At 42.1% G+C, this 22317-nt stretch carries 19 protein-coding genes; 5 read left to right on the top strand and 14 right to left on the bottom strand.

Annotation, left to right across the window (positions count from 1 at the left end; translation table 11 throughout):
* Window positions 1-94: 94 nt before the first annotated feature.
* A complete protein-coding gene (locus FBD94_RS21180; RefSeq protein ID WP_131608826.1) occupies window positions 95-451 on the bottom strand; it encodes a winged helix-turn-helix transcriptional regulator in 357 nt (118 codons plus the stop codon).
* 114 nt (window positions 452-565) lie between these two features.
* Here FBD94_RS21180 and FBD94_RS21175 point away from each other — a divergent pair, with 114 nt between their 5' ends.
* Both FBD94_RS21175 and FBD94_RS21170 read left to right on the top strand, forming a co-directional pair.
* Window positions 566-1540, top strand: a complete 975-nt coding sequence (locus FBD94_RS21175; protein ID WP_131608827.1) for an alpha/beta hydrolase family protein — start codon at window positions 566-568, stop codon at window positions 1538-1540.
* Window positions 1541-1929: 389 nt separating this feature from the next.
* Window positions 1930-2460 (top strand): antibiotic biosynthesis monooxygenase, encoded by a 531-nt coding sequence (locus FBD94_RS21170; RefSeq protein ID WP_136881688.1) that lies wholly within the window; start codon window positions 1930-1932, stop codon window positions 2458-2460.
* Between the two features lie 41 nt (window positions 2461-2501).
* Here FBD94_RS21170 and FBD94_RS21165 read toward each other — a convergent pair whose 3' ends face one another.
* Complete coding sequence (locus FBD94_RS21165; RefSeq protein WP_136881687.1) at window positions 2502-2795, bottom strand: hypothetical protein; 294 nt, start codon at window positions 2793-2795, stop codon at window positions 2502-2504.
* 156 nt (window positions 2796-2951) lie between these two features.
* Here FBD94_RS21165 and FBD94_RS21160 point away from each other — a divergent pair, with 156 nt between their 5' ends.
* Entirely contained in the window at window positions 2952-3206 is a 255-nt protein-coding gene (locus FBD94_RS21160; RefSeq protein WP_136881686.1) for a hypothetical protein, read from the top strand.
* A gap of 112 nt (window positions 3207-3318) precedes the next feature.
* Here FBD94_RS21160 and FBD94_RS21155 read toward each other — a convergent pair whose 3' ends face one another.
* From FBD94_RS21155 to FBD94_RS21130, 6 genes are all read right to left on the bottom strand, one after another.
* Window positions 3319-3510: a cold-shock protein gene (locus FBD94_RS21155; protein WP_048905418.1), complete on the bottom strand. Its 192-nt coding sequence runs from the start codon at window positions 3508-3510 to the stop codon at window positions 3319-3321.
* Between the two features lie 132 nt (window positions 3511-3642).
* A complete protein-coding gene (locus FBD94_RS21150; protein WP_136881685.1) occupies window positions 3643-3873 on the bottom strand; it encodes a hypothetical protein in 231 nt (76 codons plus the stop codon).
* Window positions 3874-3940: 67 nt separating this feature from the next.
* Window positions 3941-5194 carry a TlpA family protein disulfide reductase gene (locus tag FBD94_RS21145; RefSeq protein ID WP_136881684.1) on the bottom strand — a complete coding sequence of 418 codons (1254 nt, stop codon included), beginning with the start codon at window positions 5192-5194 and terminating at the stop codon, window positions 3941-3943.
* A gap of 12 nt (window positions 5195-5206) precedes the next feature.
* Window positions 5207-6646 carry a RagB/SusD family nutrient uptake outer membrane protein gene (locus FBD94_RS21140; protein WP_136881683.1) on the bottom strand — a complete coding sequence of 480 codons (1440 nt, stop codon included), beginning with the start codon at window positions 6644-6646 and terminating at the stop codon, window positions 5207-5209.
* A 12-nt stretch (window positions 6647-6658) separates the two neighbouring features.
* Window positions 6659-9970: a SusC/RagA family TonB-linked outer membrane protein gene (locus FBD94_RS21135; RefSeq protein ID WP_136881682.1), complete on the bottom strand. Its 3312-nt coding sequence runs from the start codon at window positions 9968-9970 to the stop codon at window positions 6659-6661.
* 153 nt (window positions 9971-10123) lie between these two features.
* A complete protein-coding gene (locus FBD94_RS21130; RefSeq protein ID WP_136881681.1) occupies window positions 10124-11296 on the bottom strand; it encodes a FecR family protein in 1173 nt (390 codons plus the stop codon).
* A gap of 207 nt (window positions 11297-11503) precedes the next feature.
* Here FBD94_RS21130 and FBD94_RS21125 point away from each other — a divergent pair, with 207 nt between their 5' ends.
* A complete protein-coding gene (locus FBD94_RS21125; RefSeq protein ID WP_169472378.1) occupies window positions 11504-12076 on the top strand; it encodes an RNA polymerase sigma-70 factor in 573 nt (190 codons plus the stop codon).
* A gap of 57 nt (window positions 12077-12133) precedes the next feature.
* Here FBD94_RS21125 and FBD94_RS21120 read toward each other — a convergent pair whose 3' ends face one another.
* Complete coding sequence (locus FBD94_RS21120) at window positions 12134-12667, bottom strand: carboxymuconolactone decarboxylase family protein (protein WP_136881679.1); 534 nt, start codon at window positions 12665-12667, stop codon at window positions 12134-12136.
* 124 nt (window positions 12668-12791) lie between these two features.
* Between FBD94_RS21120 and FBD94_RS21115 the strand changes: the two genes are divergently transcribed.
* Window positions 12792-13652 carry a helix-turn-helix domain-containing protein gene (locus tag FBD94_RS21115; protein ID WP_136881678.1) on the top strand — a complete coding sequence of 287 codons (861 nt, stop codon included), beginning with the start codon at window positions 12792-12794 and terminating at the stop codon, window positions 13650-13652.
* Between the two features lie 243 nt (window positions 13653-13895).
* On the opposite strand, the gene FBD94_RS21105 is transcribed toward FBD94_RS21115, so the two are convergent.
* Genes FBD94_RS21105 through FBD94_RS21085 form a run of 5 tightly spaced genes read right to left on the bottom strand, consistent with a single transcriptional unit; the run spans window position 13896 to window position 22165 of the window.
* Window positions 13896-15029, bottom strand: a complete 1134-nt coding sequence (locus FBD94_RS21105; RefSeq protein ID WP_235884589.1) for a TlpA disulfide reductase family protein — start codon at window positions 15027-15029, stop codon at window positions 13896-13898.
* A gap of 40 nt (window positions 15030-15069) precedes the next feature.
* Window positions 15070-16206 (bottom strand): TlpA disulfide reductase family protein, encoded by a 1137-nt coding sequence (locus FBD94_RS21100; protein WP_131608836.1) that lies wholly within the window; start codon window positions 16204-16206, stop codon window positions 15070-15072.
* 32 nt (window positions 16207-16238) lie between these two features.
* Window positions 16239-17210 carry a discoidin domain-containing protein gene (locus tag FBD94_RS21095; RefSeq protein WP_131608837.1) on the bottom strand — a complete coding sequence of 324 codons (972 nt, stop codon included), beginning with the start codon at window positions 17208-17210 and terminating at the stop codon, window positions 16239-16241.
* Between the two features lie 15 nt (window positions 17211-17225).
* Complete coding sequence (locus FBD94_RS21090) at window positions 17226-18605, bottom strand: RagB/SusD family nutrient uptake outer membrane protein (RefSeq protein WP_136881677.1); 1380 nt, start codon at window positions 18603-18605, stop codon at window positions 17226-17228.
* Between the two features lie 11 nt (window positions 18606-18616).
* Window positions 18617-22165 carry a SusC/RagA family TonB-linked outer membrane protein gene (locus FBD94_RS21085; RefSeq protein ID WP_235884588.1) on the bottom strand — a complete coding sequence of 1183 codons (3549 nt, stop codon included), beginning with the start codon at window positions 22163-22165 and terminating at the stop codon, window positions 18617-18619.
* Window positions 22166-22317: the final 152 nt, after the last annotated feature.

Raw genomic sequence — 22317 nt, 5'->3', positions numbered from 1 at the left:
ATGTGGTTTTAATTTCAAAATATTAGCAGCCTATATCAAACATCGAAAGCAGATAGAATCCTTTATTCATGATATGTCATTAAACCTTAGTATTCTAATCCTTATCCCTCAATTTTCTTCTGTGCTGCATTCCCCAGGCAACTATTTCGTCAACTAGAGGTTGTAACGAATTTCCATATGATGTAAGCTCATATTCAACCGTAATCGGCTTGGTGTTGTAAACAGTTCGCTTAACAAGGCCATTTAACTCCAAATCTTGCAGCTCTTTAGAGAGCATTTTTGCACCAATACCATCAATATGCGCCATTAATCCCCCAAAATGCTTTTTACCTAAACTGAGGGAACCCACAATCTGTAATTTCCATTTTCCAGACAAAATATCCATGGTATCACGGATTGCTCTGTGATGTATATCGCATGCTTCTTTACTATTCTCTAGTTTTTTTAACATATCCAGTTATAGGTTTACTCCAGGAAAGTAGTTTCCTGGAGTAAACCTATAACAAAAATAAACTTTGTTACTAATAACTTTGTCTTAGTTTAAATAAGCAAAACCTATATTTACATGATTTTTACAACGGATTCCAACATACTTGCTTCCTCCCCCATTATTTCTGTTAGCCCGATAGATATACCTTCTCCTGGACGAAGTCATACACTCCAACTTCGCGTATCTGCTCCTATTAATGGTACTTCATTACCAATTATTATTTTTTCTCACGGCTTTGGATCATCCATGGATGCATATGCTCCTTTAGTTAAGTATTGGGCTGCTCAGGGTTTTGTGGTGATTCAACCTACATTTCTGGATTCCAGAACATTAATCACTAACCCAAAGGCAGATCATCATGAAGCTGTTAAAGCATATCTGCAAAACCCTGACAAAATACACATGTGGCGGTATCGTGTTAATGATGTAAAGCGGATACTAGACCATTTAGATATGATTGAGAATTCCGTCCCTCATTTAAAAGGACGCCTGGATAGAGATCGCATAGCGGCAGTAGGACATTCATTCGGGGCACAAACCACCGCAACATTGTTGGGTACAAGAGTAATTGATGATCACGGCGGTTTGACAGAAGATCTCTCGGATGTGAGAATTAAATGTGGCGTTGTGCTCAGCATAGGGGGATGTGGCGGTGCTGCCTTAAGTGAATTTGGAAAAGAGCATTTTCCTCATCTTAATCAAAATTATACCCAAATGAACAAACCAAGTCTTGTAATTGCCGGCGACAAAGACATTTCTCCATTGACTATTAAAGGGCCGGAATGGTTTACTGATGCCTATTATCAGAGTCCAGGTGCTACTGATCTACTACTTTTGTACGGAGGTGAACATATGTTAGGAGGAATTTCAGGATACCTTGTCACAGAAACTACAGATGAAAATCCTGAACGGGTTCATATTGTCCAGCGCCTTACTTTAGCTTATCTTATAAACAAGCTCTATGATGAATCCTCACACTGGGATAAAGCATCAAAGTGGTTAAAGGAAAGCATAATACCACAAGCTGTAGTGATAAGCAAAGTATTTTAATATTGTCGCCTAGATAAACTAATTCATTCATGTAACATCGCTCTTATAGTCCGCCGCAAGAGTCGTTTATAGCTTTCAAGGGCTAGTTTTCAGGATAAGATTACTTTATCTTTTTAAATTGAATAGTTGAAATATTTTCCGGGATTATAGAGACTGTCTGCTGATTTTCAAGAAAGAAGTCAACCAGCTGATAAGCGATCAGCAAACCTTCAAACCCCTGTTTATTTCCTAGTGTTACTACAGAAAACTGTTAAGAAGCCCTCCATTTGTGCCCAGTTTTCAGGATTTTGAGTTAGTTTTTTTTCCAGACCAACCAATTACCAAAACCCTAACTGAATTAGGTTTGCTGAATCAAAGCAATTCTTTAAATTAGTAACATATCAGAAACCATGGCCATACACGTTGCAATCACGCGCAAAATCCTTCCTGGAAAAGAACAGGAATTCACAGAATCCCTGCGAAATTTTCTAGGGCAATCGTTTATCCACGATGGCGTACATGGGGCAGCAATCATTTCCTCCTTTCCAGGAGCGGACGATAACGAAATTGGAATCTTAAGAACTTTTAAAGACGAAAAAGAACGTGATGCATTTTATAATTCTGAGCAATTCAACAGGTGGGAAGCCTATGCTTCCACCCTAACTGAACCAGCTGTCTATAGGCAACTAACCGGTCTGGAGGCATGGTTTCGTTCCTCAACTCCACCGCCAAGATGGAAGATGGCAATTGCAACGTTATGCGGTGTATTTCCAACGAGCCTTTTCCTGTATTACGTTACTGGCTGGTTACTAATAGACTTGCCCGCTCCATTCAGGTTACTCATAACCGCCACACTCATGGTCGGGATATTGACATGGATAGTGATGCCAATGGTTACTAAAATTCTGAAAGCCTGGCTAACCATTCGTAATCCACATTAATTTTCGAGAATCGAATGACATCGCAAAAAAAAGCAGCCTGGCTAACCTGCCTTTAAAGTCAAAAATTCCATGAGGTGCTGTTCCAGCAATTCGGTATTGTAAGTGCCGTCTGTAGTATGGTCTGTAATCTCAAGGTTATTGTCACCCACTGTAATCGTGTACGCATTTCCGTCAATAATTTCTGGAAAACTGATATTCACAATATCAGCTACACGGGCAAATTCCACAGCCAGGTTGCTACCAAGCTGCTCATTCACGTAAGCAGGAAATTCCGTTTTTAAAAGGTCAAATAAACTTTCAGGGCTTAAAGGTTGTACATTGTCAATCGCTATCATAGGTTTTCCTATAAGCTTCCAATAATGATGCCCCGAAATCATAAACCATCAATCAGCCACCACAGGCAGATAATGACCGTCGGCTTTCAAAACAGTGTACGATTTCGACTAACTATTTCGGCTTGCATGTGTTTACCTTATAAAACATAACAGGTCATGCAAGAAGAAGAAGAAATATTTAACGTATCCGTAGCCATCAACACCGGACTAGAACCCTTAACATTCACGATCACCACAGACCACCCAGCCTCTGATCCAAAATATCAGCAGGATTACCGCGTAACCCGTGACAACGAGATGCTCGGCGTCCTTCGTCAGGATGCAGACCACCGCTGGCATTTATGGGAAGGCAACCTGGAGCAGGAAGAAATCGAGGCCATCGGACAGGCAATTGATGCACATTACGCCTAGCCAGTCCTCACATGCAAACCAATCCTTGACGCTTCCAGTCACGCAAAATTCCGGGCAAAAAAAAACACCCGCAAAAAGCAGATGTTTTCACCAATTTATGAAGGAAATCTAATTAGCTGATTTTAACATTAATTGCGTTCAAGCCTTTTTTACCTTGCTCGATGTCATAGCTTACTGAATCATTCTCACGAATATTGTCCATTAAACCAGAAGAATGAACAAAGATTTCGCTATCACCATTAGCTGGCACGATAAATCCAAAACCTTTTGTCTCATTGAAAAATTTTACTGTTCCTTGTTGCATTATATTATATATTAATTAACCAAAGATAGTTAAATTTCCGATAAATAGAATTTTATTTCAAAATTAAAATAAATATAAAATTTTGTTTTACTTAACAAATGGGTTACAAAATATTTTTTCGATAAAAAAAAACTATCCCGCTTTCAGATTCAGACGCTTAAATAACTCCCTTGTAATGACCTGCACATCCCTGGCCAATTGCTCATATCCGCAATGGCGAAGCTCAAGCGGAAAAAGATCATTACTGTAAAAACCTAACCTACAATAAATTAAGGTATAAATACACCTTTTTTTGTCGTAAATCCCCCGGGAAATTTCCTTAGCAACAACCATCTTTACAGGTAGATTCGTCAATTGTATCATCAATTCTTTTTTTATTGACAAAAGAGGCTATCAGCAAAATGATAGCCTCTTTCTATGATAGTAACAACTATTTCATTACCGATTCAATTTTATCCGAAAATCCTTCTCCTCCTTTTCCATTTCCTACATATTTCGCTATGATGTTCCCTTCTTTATCCAATAAAATTTTGGTAGGAAAAGCACTCACGCCAAATTGTACTACTGCATTAAATTTGTCGCGCTGCTCATTATCAAGCACCTGAATCCAGGGCAGGCCATCTTCTGCTATGGCTTTTGTCCATAATGTCCTGGCCGCATTCAAATCTGTACCCATTTCCTGTGAAATACCGATAATTTCAAACCCCTTGTCTTTATATTTTGCATATAATTCCTTTAAGTGAGGGTGGCTGTTTCTGCAGGGCCCACACCAGCTGCCCCAGAAATCTAGCAGCACATATTTACCTTTCAGCGTATTGAGGTTGATCGCTTTTCCATTCACATCCCTTTTATACATAGAGAAGGCCTGGAGCTTATTACCTGTTACCTGTAACAAAGAATCCTTTAATTGCTGGTAATAGGCCTTGCCCCCCTTAAACTGACCGGACAAATCGGCCACCTCCGCTTTCAGTTCTGCTGAATTGTAGATGGCACTCATATCCATTCTTGTTAATATCTTCACCGCTTCTTTTTTTCTACCTTGAGCTGCCAATGCCTGTGCATACATATAAAAAAGATCGTCTTTGATGTTGTAATCGCCCGATTTCACACTAGCTATCGCCCGTATATCGGGCTGTATCGTGTCTTTGCCGGTCTTGTACAAAGGATCAAGGTATTTCAGGATCTGGCCCTGCAGGTTTTTCCCTCTCAGTATTTTACTAAAAACTTCTATTGTTGAGCGGTAGGTCTGGGCAACTTTACCGGTACTTACATACAACTGGTACAGGCTATCGGCCAATGGCCGGATCTTTGAATCTGCATAATCAAAATCTCCCCGGGCCCCCATTTCCTTGCCTACACTTAGCAGTGCTAGATCGTGGTATTCGCCGGTGCTGGTCCTGCTGATCCACAATTCTGCAGATTTGATGTTGCCTATTTTGGCGTAGTCGCCCGCCATGCTGATCCGGGCATAATTGTAACTAATACTGGCACTGCGGTCGGTATCCGGATAGTTTTTTAAGGATTCTTCGTAAATGGCAATTCGTTTCTGTAACTCAGGCACCAGGTAAAATCCTTTAAGCACCGGGCTGGGCACATATGCTTTGGCTACTGGCGCTGGTGTTTGGCCAATTGCCTGCATGGCAATGAGCGTAAACAACAACGCTATTAAGTTTATCTTTTTCATTTGACCGTATTTTTAGTTGTAACCAGGATTTTGTTTTAAAAATGGATTTTTGTTGATGTCATCCAATGGAATTGGATACAGCTTAGCTTCCGGTCTCCAGTTTGGCTTGCCTTTCAACACCTCATCAGCTGTAGCGGTACGTTTTAGATCCATCCAGCGATGACCGTACTCAATAAACAGCTCAACAAAACGTTCATGGGCAGTAAGGTCTAAAAGCTCTGACTGTGTAGCATTTGGCTTTGTTACCGAAATCAGGCTGATGCCCGATCGTTTTCTGATGACATCCAGGTCGCTGATGGCGTCGCTAAGTTTATTTTGATGTGTCCTTGCTTCTGCGCGGATCAGGTAAACTTCAGACAGGCGAAGGAAAACATTCGATTCCGTTCTGGTTGTGCCCGTACCACCATTAAGTTTATACTTGTAAGGATAGCTGTAGTTTTTAGTTACCCCGCCAATGGTTAATGTTACAGTTTTAATCCACTCCGTTTTTCTTAAGTCGCCTGTTTCAAAAGACTGGAATAACTTGTCAGTAATTTGATATTGAGGTGCATTTGCTGCGTTTGAAGGAACAAAATTAAAGCCATCATAGGTATACAGATTGCTCCCAGGCTGTTGTAATTGCAGGATCACCTCTTTGCTGCTCGTTAAAAAGGTTTTTTTCAGGTCTGTTTCCACATCATATACCGTTTTGCCGGCAACATCAATCACTTCCGAGGCCTGGATCTCTGCATTTACCCAATCTTCTTTATATAAATATACCCTGGCCAGCAATGCATTTGCAGCATATTTATTGGCACGAAGGCGTTGCGTACCCAGGTAAGCGGGACCAAGATTCGCTACTGCATATTTCAGGTCGTCCAATATTAAATTGTAGATGACCTCCTTACTAACCTTCGGAAGGTTGGCATTAGTCCTATAGTCGCTGGTAAGTGGCATGGGTACATCACCATATATATTGATGAGGTAAAAGTAGTTGGCGGCACGAATGAACTTTGCTTCAGCAAGAAACTGCTTTTTGCCCGCAGCCGTGATACCTGTTGATTTTTCTACATTTTCGATAATGGAATTTGTATTAAATATGAGGTTGTAAATACTCCCCCAGATGTCGCCGCTGCTTTTACTATTCGCGGCACTAATAGAATTGGTATAAAACTCATTAAATACATTGGTTACTGAAGTGTTCATGATCTCGTCGGCACTAAGGCCCATAGAGATCTGCACTGCTCCGCTGTAAGCCAGTGTGGTCGTAAAAACACCGGTACTTCCTACCATTATACCATAAAGTGCCCTGACTGCTGATGCGGCCTTCGTGTCGCTGCCAAACGCAAGATCTGAAGGGATCTGGTCTATTGGACTAGGTACATCCACAAATTTTGTACAGCCCGATACAGTTAAAAGTATGATAACCAAAGCAATCAGACCGTTTTTTTTATATATGTTATTTAGATTCATGATTGTATTTCTTTAAAGTGTTAACTGTAAACCTGCTGTAACGGTGCGTAATGGGGCCATCCTGGTGTAGCTTTGTGTTTCAGGGTCTGCACCTTCATAATTGCTGATCACAAACAGGTTTTGTGCCTGCACATAGAACCGGCATGATTTGATATGTACAACGTTTAACCAATTAGCCGGGATGCTGTAAGAAACGGAAACGTTTTTCAGGCGGAGATAAGAAGCATCCGTGTAGGTACGGCTGGAGAAACTCATCGGGTAAAAGCCCGAAGTACCTGAAATGGCGCCCTGGGAAGTAGTGAACTTCTGGACCCCAGTGATGTCGTTCTCTTTCTGCCATCTGCTGAGTACCAGCGTTGGGGAGTTAAAAATCATTCCCGGAGGATTAAATAAATTGCCACTTCTCCAGTCTCTGCCCAGTTGTTTGCTGAACTGAAAAAAGAAGCTTGCGCTGAAACGTTTATAACTGAAAGTGTTGTTTAGTCCCCCGAAGAATTTAGGGTCAGAAGATCCCAGGGTTGCATAATCATTCGCAGCATTTACTATTTTATCACCATTTACATCTTTTACAGTATATAGACCTGTGATGGGATCTACTCCAACAAACTGACTGGCATATATACGGTTTAAGGATTGTCCTATAGCGTAGCTGGTGGCATAGCTTGATTTTTCAAGATCAGGGAATTTCATCAGTTTGTTTTGAGGAAAAGTAATGTTGAAATCTGTGTTCCAGGTAAAACCACCTTTAACAATGTTTTGCGACGTTAGTGTCAACTCTAAACCTCTGTTGCGAACTTCTACACCTGCAAGGTTGTCTACGATAGTAGAAAAACCTGTAGTTTTAGGCAATGGGTAATTCACAAGGGGCTCAGAAGAAATGTTATTATATCCGGAGGCTGTAAACAGGATCCTGTCTTTCAGGAAACCCAGTTCTAAGCCAATTTCCATTTTATTGTTGCGTTCCCAATGCAGGTTGGGGTTGTATAACTTGGTTGGATAAAGCGTTGCCGAATCGGCATAATTTCCGGCAGAACCCCAGGCATCAAGATAGGCATATTCACCAATCTGGTCATTCCCTGTGGAGCCGTAACTTGCCCTTAGTTTACCATAGCTTAATATTTTATTATTTTTCAGGATAGCTTCTTTAGTGAAGATCCATGCTGCACCCACTGCGCCAAAATTAGAAAAACGGAAGTTTGGTCCGAAACGGCTTGACCCATCTCTTCTCCCTGTAAAGTTAACGATATAAGTATCTTCCCAATTGTAATTGACCCTGCCGAAAAATGCCTGATATTTATATACTGTTGCTGTATTGCTAGGTGTAATTGCTGTACTTGGCAACCCTTTTAGGGAGCCGATCAGTTCATCACTGAGGTAACCTTTTGCATTGATCACCTGTCCGGCTGTAGAGCGCTGGTTATAGGTTGCTCCTAACAAAATATTCAATTTACCTTTCTTAATCTGCCCGGTATATTCTGCCTGAGGCTCAATGATCCAGTTTTTTAGCTGGTTATTGCCAAAAGCAGCAAATCCACTTAAATCAGGTTTTAATGGGTTTTGCGCTGAAAGTGGCGTTAACCTTTTTTCATCATTTTGTGTGGTGTTGTAACCAAAGCTGCTTCTTACCACTAAATTCTTTAGGATTTTGTAGTTAAGGATCATGTTGGCATTGAGACTGCTCATTTTAGAAAGGTAGGTCTGATTCAGGAGCGCCAAAGGGTTATCTTTTTGCAGGTAAAGTCCGCCTTCGTTCCATGCCAGCTTGCCATTTGCATCGTATAGTTTAAAATTAGGCGGTAATATGACCGAACCAGATAAATCAAGCGCAGTAAGGTTGCTTTCGTTTGCAGAATAATTTGCCGAAAGGTCCAGTGTAAATTTTTCATTATCACTCATGCTGTGGATGTTCGCACTCATAGAAGCGCGGTCGGTATACATATCGCCTGGCCAAACCGTTCCTTCTTTGTGATAACCACCGCCTAAACGGTACTGCGTATATTTGTTGCCTCCTGAAAAAGTAACCTGGGCATCGTTGGTATGGGCGTTATTGCCTACCAGCAGCTTCGCAAAATCGGTATATCTGTTGTTGTCCCATAAAAGGAGGTCGTAAGCATTGGCGTTCGTTTTCGCGAGTTTGTCGTTTGCAAATGCCTCATTTCTCATGGCTATATACTGTTGGGTATTTAGCATTTTCGGCATACTGGATACCTGGCTGACACCAGAATATACATTAACGTCCATATTCATTTTACCGGCTTTACCTTTTTTTGTAGTGATCAGGATTACGCCATTTGCACCCCGGCTTCCATAGATGGCGGTGGCATCGGCATCCTTGAGTACGTCAATACTTTCAATATCCGCTGCGTTTATACCAGAGAAGGCGCTTAAACCATCCCATATTCCGGCACCAAAAGGGCCGCCTACCTGGCTTACTTTATCATTGGCAGCTGCCATAGGCACACCATCAAGAATATATAAAGGCTGATCGGAAGTCAGGAACCTGTCGAAATTTGCTCTTCCACGGATCTGTACACTTAAACGGGCGCCGGGTACACCTGTACTTTGACTGACTACCATGCCTGGGACGCGTCCAATCAATCCTTGTATAGGATCAAATACTGGCTGTTTCATCAGTTCTTCTCCTGTTAGTCTTGATTTATTGGATGTGGAGGTACGCTGACTTCCCTTGCCATAGGCCTCGACCGATACCTCATCAAGTTTAGAGATATCCTGCTCAAGACTAAGATTGATCTTTTTGGTGTTCTTACCAACCAGTACTTCTGCAGTTTTGTATCCCAGATAAGAAATTTCGAGTAAGGTCCCTTCCTGAACATTGATGCTGAAATTCCCGTTAACATCAGTTGTGGCAATTACATTTGCACCCTTTATCTTAATTATGACTCCTGGAATGCCATTTCCCTTCTCATCAGTAATTGTTCCGCTGACAGGCAGGGCAAAGATGAACAGGTCGACCAGTTTGCTGATGATCGTTTTATCCTTCTTTTTAATGATGATTGTTTTTTCCTTAATCACATAGGTCAGGTCCTGGTTTTCAAGGACAGTCTGCAGCCCTTTTTCCAGCTCTGCATTTTTCAGGTTTACGCGAATATTTTTCAGACCTTTCAGGTCAAAATCATTGTAAATAAAATCATAGCCACTCTGTTTACTGATGGTATTGAATATGGTTTCCAGCGGTGCATTTTTAAGGGAAATGTTCAGGCGCTGAGCATACCCTGCAGCAGAGGTTTGGATGATCACAGAGAAGATCAGTATAGCGGTGAGCTTCATAGCAAGCACAAGTCGGTTAAGTGTATAAAAATTCATACATTTGAATGAGTTTGGGTTAAAAAGTTGATTGATTCTAGCGGATAAATAAACGAGTAAGCCCGAACGTACGATCAATTACAAGTTGATGGTAGCCAGGGTTCCGGTTACAGCCGGAATCCTGCTTTATGTTCGGATTACCTTAGCGTAGCATTATGGCATAACGGTAATCCTCCTTCCTTCAACTTTAAAATGTACAGTATTGGTAGATTGCAGTACGTCTAATATTTTCGAGACGTGCGCAAAGCGGGGCACGCTTCCCGAGAAGTCTTTATTGGTCATCTGACCATCGTAAATGATTTCCACATCATACCACCTGGCCAGTTTGCGCATCAGATCTTTAATATTCTCATTGCTGAACTTAAATTTTCCATTTTTCCACGCAACGGCTTCTTCGGTATCCGTGTCCTTAACCAATATGCTATTGCCTGAGTTTACGGCCTCTTCGCCCGGTTTAAGTAAAGTACTGCGGTTAATGTTTACACTTCCTTCCAGTAAGGTGGTGCTGGTCATATTGTCGTCACTATATGCACAAATGTTAAAGTGGGTACCTAAAACTTCCACTTCCTGTTTATTGGTAACGACGAAAAATGGCACACGCCTAGTTTTTCTATCTCTGGTATTTATTTCCTGTTCTAGTTTTGTGACTTCAAAATACCCTTCACCGGTTAGTGTCACCCTACGTTCTTCCAGTCCGGCAAAACTTGCAGGGAATTTTAAGGAGGACATCGCATTGAGCCATACGTTTGTACCATCTGGCAATTTAACCTGGTATTGTCCGCCGGCGGGAGTGGATATGGTATTGTATACTGTTGCTTTGGAAGCAGTATTCCTGGAAGGGTTTATTTCGTAAACCAGCTGCCCATCGGTAGTTTTAGTAATCTTAATTCCAGATTGACTGGCAATTTCTCCCTGGGCGGCATCGTCGAGCGCTATTTTTGAACCATCGGCCAGCGTAAGGATTGCTTTATTTTTACCCGGGGCAATATCATTGGCATAGAAGTTTGCAGATCGGGACTGATAATTATTGTAAAACAGTAGGGCCGCTGAGCAGGAAATCAATAAAATGGCTGCAGCGATAAGCCTTTTTGGCCAGACTTTTTTTACAGGCACTTCGACCTGGTCATTGGCAGCGTTGATCTTTTCCCTTAACCCGGATAGCGATTTTTCAAGGGAGCCACGCAGCTGAGCAGTATCACCGTTATAAAACTCGTGATCCGTAACGCTGTGTTTTTCGTACCATTGTGTTACCAGTTCTTTTTGAGCAGGTGAACACGCTCCTTTAAGGTAAAGATCAATTAACTCTGATATTTCTTCGGCGGACATATTTAGTGCTTATATGTAGGTATTGCATCAGAATGATTCTACCGCCAGTCCTTTAAGAAATATTTTATTTTTTTTATAATTAATGCAGTTTTCAGATATTATACTGGATGATTTTACATTATTTTGGAGACAATTAAATAATATAATTAAGTTTACCCTTGGGGAATATGTATCATCAGACCTTTTAGCGAATATTCAGATCAGGATTTGCTTGAACAGTTAAAATCAAGCAACAGCAAAGCCCTCGAGGCATTGTATGAGCTATATTATGTGCAATTGTGCCAAATTGCATTCAGAAAACTGGGGGATGAAGCGCTGGTAGAAGAATTGGTTCAGGACGTATTTTTAAACCTTTGGATAAAACGAAAAGAGCTGGACGCCAATGGAAGTTTATTTGCCTATTTATATGCTACTTTAAGAAATAGGGCATTGCATGAAATACGGGCCAGAATAATCAAAGAACGACATTATTTGCACATAGCAGAACTGGATAAAGGCCATCTGCCCGACCCAGAAGATGATTATGTGGCCAAAGAAACCAAGCTTAAGGTGATGAAGGTGATTGAAAGTTTACCAGCCCAATGCCGTGAGGCCTTCAGGTTATCAAGGGAGGAACAGCTTTCCTATAAAGCCATTGCAGCACGAATGAATATTTCTGTAAACACGGTAGAGAAACATATCGGAAAGGCACTTAAGATACTTAAACGGGAACTGAAAGATTACGACGCGCCAGTGATCACGATCATAGGACTTCTAGCACTATACAGACTACTTAGCTGAACGCCTGACCGGCCATTTGGTAGGGCTACCAAATGGCCGGTCAACAGCGCAAAACATTTAAATTTCCGGGGCTACAGGAAAATCAATCGGAACATTTACAATCGCATTTAAATAATTACTAAAGGTCCTCTCAGCGATGACCATCACCGTATCAACCAAACCTTCATTGGTATATCCCGCTGCAAAAAAGTTAGCTATGACCTTCTCTCCAACATTACCTTTATTATTGGTTATCTCTTTCACCAACTGGGCCAAAGCATCGAGTTTTTCATCAAAACTTACCGCTCCACGACGGATCTCTAAAATTTGTTCCTGGGTAAAACCATTGAGTTTGGCAATAACAGTATGCGCACTGGTACAATAGTGACAACCATTGATACCACTTACAATCAGGTTAATGACCTCTTTCTCTTTGATGCTAAGCGAACTTTTCGCATTGGACAAAGCCAGGTAAGTGGCTAAACCATTTTCAGAACTTGCCATAAACGCATAGCTATTAGGCACCCGGCCCAAATGCCGTTTAACACGATCGAACAGGTCCTGGTTGGCCTGGCTAAGTTCATCCCGGTTTGGTACTTTAAATGTTTTCATAATCAATTGAATTTTATTTTTGTCTGCATTGACAACACAAAGTTGCATTTAAGACAAGCGCGATGGAATGGATTTAATTCCCAATGGCCTGCCTATTTTCCCCCGGATATGTTAAATTTGAGACATGAAACACGCACACACCGACCGGAGAACAGGTGGCATTATCCACTTTCTACAGAATGAACCCTTTTATGGTCGGCTCAGTGATCAATCCGATGAGCGGCTTTTTACCATTGCACTAAATAGCGGCCCGGACCAGGAAGTTTACATTGACAACATTACCTATACATTTCCGTCCTGGAGTTTACTCCCGCTATTCTCTAACCAATCCTTCTCATTTGAGGCGCCCGAGCAGGTTTCTGCCTGGCAATATAACCGAGACTTCTATTGCATTGTGGACCATGACAATGAAGTCAGCTGCGCCGGCTTTTTGTTCTTCGGATCCTATGGCCAACTGTTCATCCACCTAGACCAAAACAATCGAAAAATGCTCCAGCGCCTAAGCAGCGATTTTGTAGAAGAATTCCAAACCCAGGACAGTACTCAATCAGAAATGCTCAAAACACTTTTAAAAAGATTGATCATCATTGCGACCAGACTGGCAAAAGCACAATACCTCAAAACTCAGTCGCCCAGTGCCGATCATTTCCTGATCATCAGGAAATACAACCTATTGGTAGACAGAAATTACAAAACCCAGCACCAGGTACAGTTTTACGCCAATGAACTCAACAAATCGCCCAAGACACTTTCCAATCTGTTCGCACGCCATCACCATAAACTACCCCTACAAATTATCCATGACCGGATCATGGACCAGGCAAAAAGACTACTCTTTTATACCGACAAATCCGTTAAAGAAATCGCCTATGAACTGGGGTTTGAAGATGCGGCGCACTTTAGCCGGTTCTTTAAAAATATAACAGGACAAAACATCACACAATATAAAACTGTAGGACACCATCTCCCCCCGATCCATCAGTAAAAATAAAAATCCCAGACCAGGACCGGGCAGGCAAGAATAAAATTTTACGGAAATTGCGTACGCATTAAACTTTGAGGACAATTCCTATTTTTGCAAATTTTTCAAGAAACAAGAAGGGTTGTCACCTGATGGATTCAGAAAGCATATTCATTTAAAGCAATCTATTCACAAATAAAAAGAGCTTGTAAATCACTGAAAAAACAGATCATTACAAACTCTTTGTGTGTCACTTCATTTTAGTTTTTATTTTATAAAAGCCGCAATTTTCTGATCTACATCCTCTCCTCTTAAGTTCTTCGCTACAATAATTCCTTCCGGATTAATCAGGAAGTTCTGTGGTATGGCACTAATACCGTATTTTACCGCAATCTCTGTATTAAACCCTTTAAGGTCGCTCACCTGTATCCATGGCATACCATCATGCTTCACCGCATTTAGCCATGCTGCCTTGGTTTCATCCAAAGAAATGCCTACAATTTCAAAGCCTTTAGTTTTTAACTGGTTATAGGCTTTTAGCAAATGTGGGTTCTCTGCACGACATGGCACACACCAGCTGGCCCAGAAATCAACCAATACATATTTACCTCTTAAAGACGAAAGTTTAAATTCATTGCCCTTATCGTCTGTTTGTGTAAAATCTATTGCTTTTCCAATGGATATTTGCTTTGCCTTGTCATATTTAGCTGTTAACCTTTGTCCTGTAAAACTAGCCAACACCTTTGGGCTAAGTATCTTGTAATAAGGCTCAAAAGTCGTAGGGTCAATAACAGCTGTCTTATTTTCGCTAATGAGGTCGATTGTTACATAGGAATCGGGGTGGCTGAAAATAAAGGAATCCAAAGCTGCTTCTATTTTAGCATGTACAGGTCTTGCTTCTGCCTGGATGGTTTTAATTGCCACGGTATCTTTTACTTTAGCATAGTAAACTTTGGTAAAGCGCTGTGTGATATCCTTGAAATAGGTCAGCAATGCTGATGTTTTAGCCGTGTAGTCCAGAAAATCCTTCTGAGCCTGGCCTCCGGTAATGCTTGCATTGACCATACTGTCTGCCGCAACAACCTGGTACTTACCCTTCTCCAGGTAAAATTCTTTATAGTCCGATTGGCCACGTTTCCGCGTGGTGTCTTTTTTCAAAGGCACCAATGATAAGTAAGCTTTATTTGCAAAAGCTGTTGTACCGCTCAGCGCAAACTTACCATTTTTCACTACTGCGCTATCCTTTGCGTCTTTTCCTTCGCTGTTTTTGTAACTCAGCATCACCATCTTGTCTGCACCGGCTTTGGATAGTTTCCCGGCTATTTCAAATTTATCCTGTGCCATACAGAAACTGGCAGGCAATATCAAAAGTGCACCGATAATTGTTTTTATGTTCATCATTCTTTTATCATATTAATTTTTGAAGATTACTTCCGTCAGTCTATTTAATCAATTCCTTCAATTTCTCCGTCAATGCCTCACCCCTCAGATTTTTCCCGATAATCATTCCGTTCGGATCGATCAGCAGATTTTGAGGTACTGAATTGATACCATACATCACAGCTACCTCATTTTTCCAGCCTTTCAGGTCGCTCACTTGGATCCATGGCAATCCGTCTTTTTTAACCGCTTCCGCCCAGACTGCTTTACCACCCGGATAATCAAGCGATACGCCTACTATCTCAAAGTTCTTGCCTTTCAATTCGTTGTAAGCCTTTACTACATTCGGGTTTTCGGCCCTGCAAGGGCCGCACCAGCTTGCCCAGAAATCAACCAATACATATTTGCCTCTTAAAGAAGACAGTGTAAATGGATTACCATTCAGGTCATTCTGCGTAAAATCGGTTGCTTTGGCACCGGTCTGGCGTCTCTTCCCAATTTCCAATTTCTCTATAGTGCGTTTACCAAGCGGAGAAGTTTTTAAACTGGCCGAAAACCGGTTAAATAAGGGCTCCTCCTTTGCAGGATCAAATTTACTGTCAAGCACATACATATTAAACGTATAAAGCCCCATAAAAGAGTTTAAATGGTCTTTTGCAAACTTCAGATTGATATCCTTATTCGTAGCCACCAATTTTTGTATGCTATCTCCAGCCATTTTACGTTCTTCTGAGGATTTTACATAAGCTCCATCAGCAGATTTTTTCCCGAATTCGTTTTGCAGTTTTACGATTTTAGCGGTAACGGGTTTGATCATTGCCTCCCTTTCCCGGTTTTCTCTGTCGGATATAGAGCCAGTGATGGTTGCATTTTCGACAGCATCGTTACCAACAATTGAAATATTGGAGTTTTCAATAAAAAACCCCTGCGAATCCCGTTGGTTCCCCGCATCCGGGGCACCCTTACGCCGAACTGCTATAATTGCACCCTGCGGTTCCTCTACACTTCCTGTAAAGCGAAACTTTCCTTCTTTGATATCAGCAGAATCGATTTCCTTCCATGCATTGTTTTTCAAAAGAACCAGGTAAGCTTTGGCCGGACTTTTTACAGCGGGCAGTTGACCTGAAATGGTGTAGCTTTTTTGAGCTGCTACCACAAAAGGCAGCAGCATCAAAATTGAAAATATTGATTTTTTCATTTTTAATTATATATATAACGAGTTGCCATAGTTTAATTCAACAACAAAATCCCGCCCACAAAACATATGTTGTAAGTGATTGTCGCTGAGGCTACATATGGATTTGCAGCCAAAACGGTGAAGCGTAAATACCTGGCCGTAGTTAATGAAGGGAAATTTATAGTGTGCACTCTTGCGGTATTGTTGACATTTATCGCATATGTACCTTTATCTACCCAGGTTATGTTATCTAAACTCGTTTCCACTTTAGCAGAAGTTGTCTGGGCTCCATTGGCAGCGGTTAAACCTGTCGGGAAGAAATAGTCTAATCCAGAAAAGGTAACGTTCCTTGCAAAATCAATATTCACCCATTGCGGCAACGGCACGGTATTGGAACTTGCCCAGAAGGTTGTCCCTGTAGCCGCATCCACTGCTCTGAGCGCTGTATTAGCTCCAAATACGGAAGACGCGGTGGCTCCGAGGGTGAACCCCGTATGGCTCACATACCGTGGTTCTTTTGTGTTAAAAACATAATAAACAACTTTACGTGTCTTTGGATCCTGCGGTATACCATCTATAGATGCGATAGTCAACGGAAGCACATAGGTAGTGAAAGGCTGTAACGTTGTCTGAAAACTAAGATTTAGTACTGCGGCTTCGGAAAGGTTTGTCCCGGCAGCGATGGCTACCGTTGGTTTATAATAAAGATAACTTCTAGTTGGAAGTAAAAGAGCATTACCGCCATACTTCAGCCTATAGTCAACAATCTTAGTCGTATCGGCGGCAAAAGTAACATAATGAACATCCGATGCCGTAGTGCCTTGAAGTGCGGCTTTCATTTCCACGCTCACCACCGACACACTTCTGATGTCATAATCTCTCGCCACAACATCTGTTGACGCCGGCACATCAAAAGTTACACTACCTTCTGGTAAGGGTTCGCTGCCGGTTTTGTCTTTTTTGCAAGCCATAAGCAATAGCACTACCGTGCATATTGCCAATAAATTTAATTTGTATGTCTTCATCTCTTAATTTTATAGTTATGGATTTTGGGGCATATCCGGGTTAAAGGCCGTCACCTGAATGGGTATTTGCAGCGTGTATCTAGGGCTGTGTGGCTCAAGTGTGGCAAGAACTGTGTTCTGCGCATTGGTGCGGGTTACCGCTGGCATCCTGTTCTCCATGTCAAATCTGCGCATATCAAACCAGCGTAGGGTATGGAAAGGCAATTCACGCCTTCTTTCTGCCAGTACTTCAGTAAATACAGCATCCAGACTGGTTGAGGCAAAATCTCTGCTCTCAATTGGTGTGCCTGTAAATCTGCTCCTGCGCACCAGATTCAGATGGCTGAGCGCCGTAGACAGGCCATTCGGAGCAGTACTGCGCGCCGCGCACTCAGCCGCGATTAAATGCATTTCCTGCACAGTTGTACCGGAATTGGTTAGCTGGAAAGTTGGTGTAACCGCAGCTGCGTAAAACGCAGTCACCCCTCTTGCGGTACTGGTCCAGCTTGAATATAAGATTGTCCTCCTTGCGTCGTTGCTGGCGAACGAACCTTTTAAATCTAAGGCTATCGGGATACCAGCGGCAGCATATCCCTTACCGTAAATCGCGTCCGGATGAGACACTACATTCAGCGTGGCGGGAAATGAAGCAGGAGTGGTATAATCAATCATGGTGGCACGGGTATTGGCCAGCGCAAGCTCAGCATAACGCAGCGCTTCACTATATTCCCTTCTGTATAAATAAACGCGTGCCAGCACGCTGTATGCGGCAGCTTTAGAGCCACGAAACCTTGCAGTGCTGTTGTCAGCAGGAAGGTTCGGGATAGCGGCATTGATATCATCCAGGATGTGTTTATAAATTTCAGCTGTCGTAGTTCTTGGCGGCGCTTTCTGACTTACATTGTCTGAAGTTACAAAGGGCACAGCCAAATCGGTGGCTGCGGTTGCCGCATCGTAGGGCCCGGCATATTCATTTACCAGGTAAAAATACGAAAACGCACGGCCAAGTAAGGCTTCCGCCTTAAGGCTGTTCTTCTGTGATGCGGTCCCCCCTTCAGCAGCGTCAATACCTAACAACACCGTATTGTACAGACTAATACGTTTATAATGGTCAGCCCATAAATGGGCGGTTGCTGCCGCGTCATTTGTAAACTGCGGGGCCCAGGTATAAACGAAGTCAGTAAGTGTAATTGGCGGAGTATTAACGCCTAGGTAATCTATATTATCCGTCATATAATCCAAATAAGGACTACTAATTTCAGTTGTGAATGTTTGTGCGTTTAACCAAAGGTCAAAGTCATTCGTTGTTTTCAGCAACTGCTTGCCCTTTGGTTCAACATCCAGATATTTATCGCAACCGCTGAAAATCATGCAGCATAAAAGCAATTGGGCGGCTATATATTTAAATTTCTTCATCAGTGTAAATTTTAAAAATTAGTGAACAAACCAAGCGTATACGTAGGGGTTAAATACGATTTGGCATAGCTTCCCGTAGCCATACTAAAGTTATAGCGGTTAAATCCGACAGAGTACAAGTTTGAAGCCTGGGCTTTGATCTCAAAGTTCTTAAAGCCGGCCTTTTTTATGAAATTAACATCATTTAAGCGGTACGAAACTGTCACATCACCTAGCGTCATGTAATCACCGCTAACCACATAGTTGCTATTGTAACGGTACGCCAATCCCGGAGCAAAGCTATTCAGGTCAGTTAAGTTTGGAATATCTGTTTTCGCCTCATCACCGGCAACCCTCCAAAAGTTATTTGACCCTAGCAAAGGTCTGGTCTCTGCCGGTGTAGGTCTTGGCACCCGTACTTTAAAACCACCATAATAGTTGATCATCGCGAAGAAATAAAAATCGCCTACATCAACCCGGTTACTTAGTCCACCGCTAATAGTCGGAATGGTTGTTCCCGAATACTGTACCAGTCCTGAATTCTTATCCGACATCGCGGTAACTAAAGGCGTTCCAGTCGTACTGGTGTTTACAACATATGACGCCCCGTTCTGATCGTAAATAATCGGATGACCTTCATTATTGAGTCCACGTGTATCATAGGAAAACATAGCACCTACCGGATAACCACTTACATAACCCAGTAAATCAAGAATCTGCGGATCATAGCGTCCCGTTCTATACACATCAAGTACCTTGCTGTTATTTTTGGCGACCACAATACCTGTATTCCAGTTAAAGTTTTTAGTGGATATCCAATCTGTTTTCAGGCTAAACTCTAAACCATTATTTCTGATGGTGGCATAATTAACCAAAGCGGAGCTTGCGCCAAGCGTCGGGTCAATACTGGAATTACCCATCACATCGGTTGTTTTTTTGGTGTAATATTCAAGACTACCAGTGATATTTTTGAAGATATCATAATCAAGCCCAAAGTTTAAGTTTTCAGTCTGTTCCCACCGAAGGCCTGTATTGGCATTCGAGAATAAGACCAGCGATGGAAGTGTAGGTGTATTCTGTGTATTGTTCTGTGCCTGGGCGATTACCTGCGGAAGCGAAAGCTTGGCTACATTTCCATTAAATCCGTAAGCAGCGCGTAGTTTCAACTGGTGAAGCCAGTTGATATCATTCATAAAATCTTCCTTATGAATGTTCCAGGCTGCACCTAATGACCATAGTGGTTTGTACTTATATTTCGGATCACTACCAAAAAGGTTTGATTGGTCAATGCGGATACTTCCTGATAAGGAATAGGTATCTTTAAAGGAATAGACAATATTAGAAAAAGCCGATACATAACGGTCGTCATCATAGGTCTGGTTAAATAATGTATTCAAAGCCTCAAGTGGATTAGAAGTAACTAAGGTGCCTCTAACTCCCGTTACACCGTTAATTATAGAAGCGTAATCTACAGGCTGATGCAGCAAACTCTGATCATTATAACCAAAATATGAGGCTAAATTACTTTTATTTAATACGCGGCGCATTTCAGCACCTGCTATACCATTTAGGGAATGGTTACCAATTCTTTTATTATAATTTAATTGCGTCCGTGCGGTATAACCAGTTGAACTGGTATTCTGCTGACGCAGGAAATCCCCGTCAGGAAGATTCCTTTTGAATACCAATGAAGGGTTAGCGGTAGTAGGCGTAACCGTGTAGGTATTAACCATGGCGTTCACTTCATTCGAACCCTGGGCGGCCAGGTGCCTGAACTCTGTACGGGACGTTTCATATACCCCGCCGAACAACAGGTTAAATCCTTTTCCAATGTTATAGTTAAAATTGGCAATGGTCTTGTAATTCAGCGTCCGCGTTTTATTGCTTACTTTATTCGCTTCAATTAGTGAGTAATAATTTTGGTCTAAAAAGCCTTGCGACAGCAGTACATTATTATATACCGGTGCGTAGCTTTTTGAAATGATGGCGGCAGGGTTACCGTTTACATCTTCATAGCGTTCATAGCCAGCAAACTCAGCAGCCCCCGGTATCGGAGCACTGTTAGCACGATTTTCCTGGTATTCTGTGATCAGTTCCAAGCTCAGTCGTTTCGCCAGTTTAAGGGTAGTTCGGCCTGTCAGTTGAAATCTATTGTTGTCATTCAGGATCGCGTTATTACGGTTCCCCGTATAATTTGCCGTGATGTAATATAGTGCGTCTGGCACGCCACCTGAAATGTTCAAGGTATTTGTCTGCGAAACTGCCGTTCTTTGGAATAAGCGACTGTAATCCTCAAGATTGTCATAGTTAGCCAGTTCCGCAAAAGAGCTTTCCGCCTGTGCAGGTGTAATAATGCCGGCGACAAGCTGAGCCTGGATATAGTAAGGGATAGAACGACCTATATTACCTCCTGTTATTGGTCCTGGCGCAAATAAGGCATTCCAGCTGGATGGATTAACAATTAACGCTTGTCTTTCACGTGTATAACTGGCATTGATGCCCGACGCCTCCGGATCCCAACGGTAGCGGCTGTAATTTTCTTCTGGTGTAAGGCCCAATGTGCTCCTGAAATTGAACTGTGCGGCACCGGGCGTGGCTTGCTTACGCTCAATGATGATCACACCATTAGATGCCCTCACTCCGTATACCGTAGCAGAGGCGGCGTCTTTAAGAATCGTCACCGATTTGATTTCATTCGGATCTATCATATCCAGTGTCAGTTCTGTCGGGTAACCATCCACTACAATTAACGGACTTTGGTTAGCCGACATCGTAGAAATACCCCGGATATTGAACAAAGGCCTGGTAGTTTCTCCAACGCCAGGAGTAGTACTGGTAAACTGTACGCTGTTATTAATCATCAATCCCGGCAACCTGTTTACCAAACCATCAAGGAAATTGGAACTTACCCTGGACTCATACTCTTTGGTACCGATCTGCGCAACAGCGCCCGTACTCTGTTCAGGCTTAATCCGCTGGTATCCTGTGTTTACCGTTACCGCTACTTCCTCCAGGTTTCCGATGGCAACTTCCATACGGATAGTTCCAAGTTCTTTAGCTGCAGGCACTTCTTTGGTTGTGTACCCGGTATAACTAATAACAACTGTCACATCCTCCTCCACATTTTGCAGCAGGAACGTTCCATCTGTACCGGTCCTTACCCCTTGTCTTCGTCCCTTAACACTCACCGTGGCACCTGGTAAAGGATTGCCCGTTACCGAATCAACTATTCGACCACGCACATCGATATTTACAAAAACGGCACGCAGGTTATCCATAAAAGAAGGCTTAGCGGCTTCTATGACAATGAATTTATCCTTTACAGAATAAGTAAGATCCTGATTGCGGAACAGCACCCTCAGAGCTTCTTCCAGTTGAACATTCTTCAGGTTTACGGTTACTTTTTTCGCATTTCCAACCTCTTTCGAGTTAAACACAAAGTCGTAGCCGGTTTGTAATCTTATTTTATTAATTATATTTCCAAGAGAGGCGCCCGTTTCATTTAAAGTTACTCTTTGGGCATACCCAACAGCACTTGCCTGAATCAAAAAGGTGGTCATTAGTACTATGATTAACTTCATAATCAATAGGAGTTTGGCTGGCAGCCACTTAAACGGCTTACCACAGTTTAAAGCATTGTTATCCATACTTCGTCATTGCTTTGTATTCAAACTAAAGGGTCGACGACAGACCATCAATATTGCTTTGTTGCACAATATTGCCTAAGTTTGAA

The organism is Pedobacter hiemivivus, assembly GCF_005144565.1.
GTDB lineage: Bacteria > Bacteroidota > Bacteroidia > Sphingobacteriales > Sphingobacteriaceae > Pedobacter > Pedobacter hiemivivus.
The sequence above is the reverse complement of the archived record's forward strand: the minus strand, read 5'-3'. Positions and strand labels throughout refer to the sequence as shown.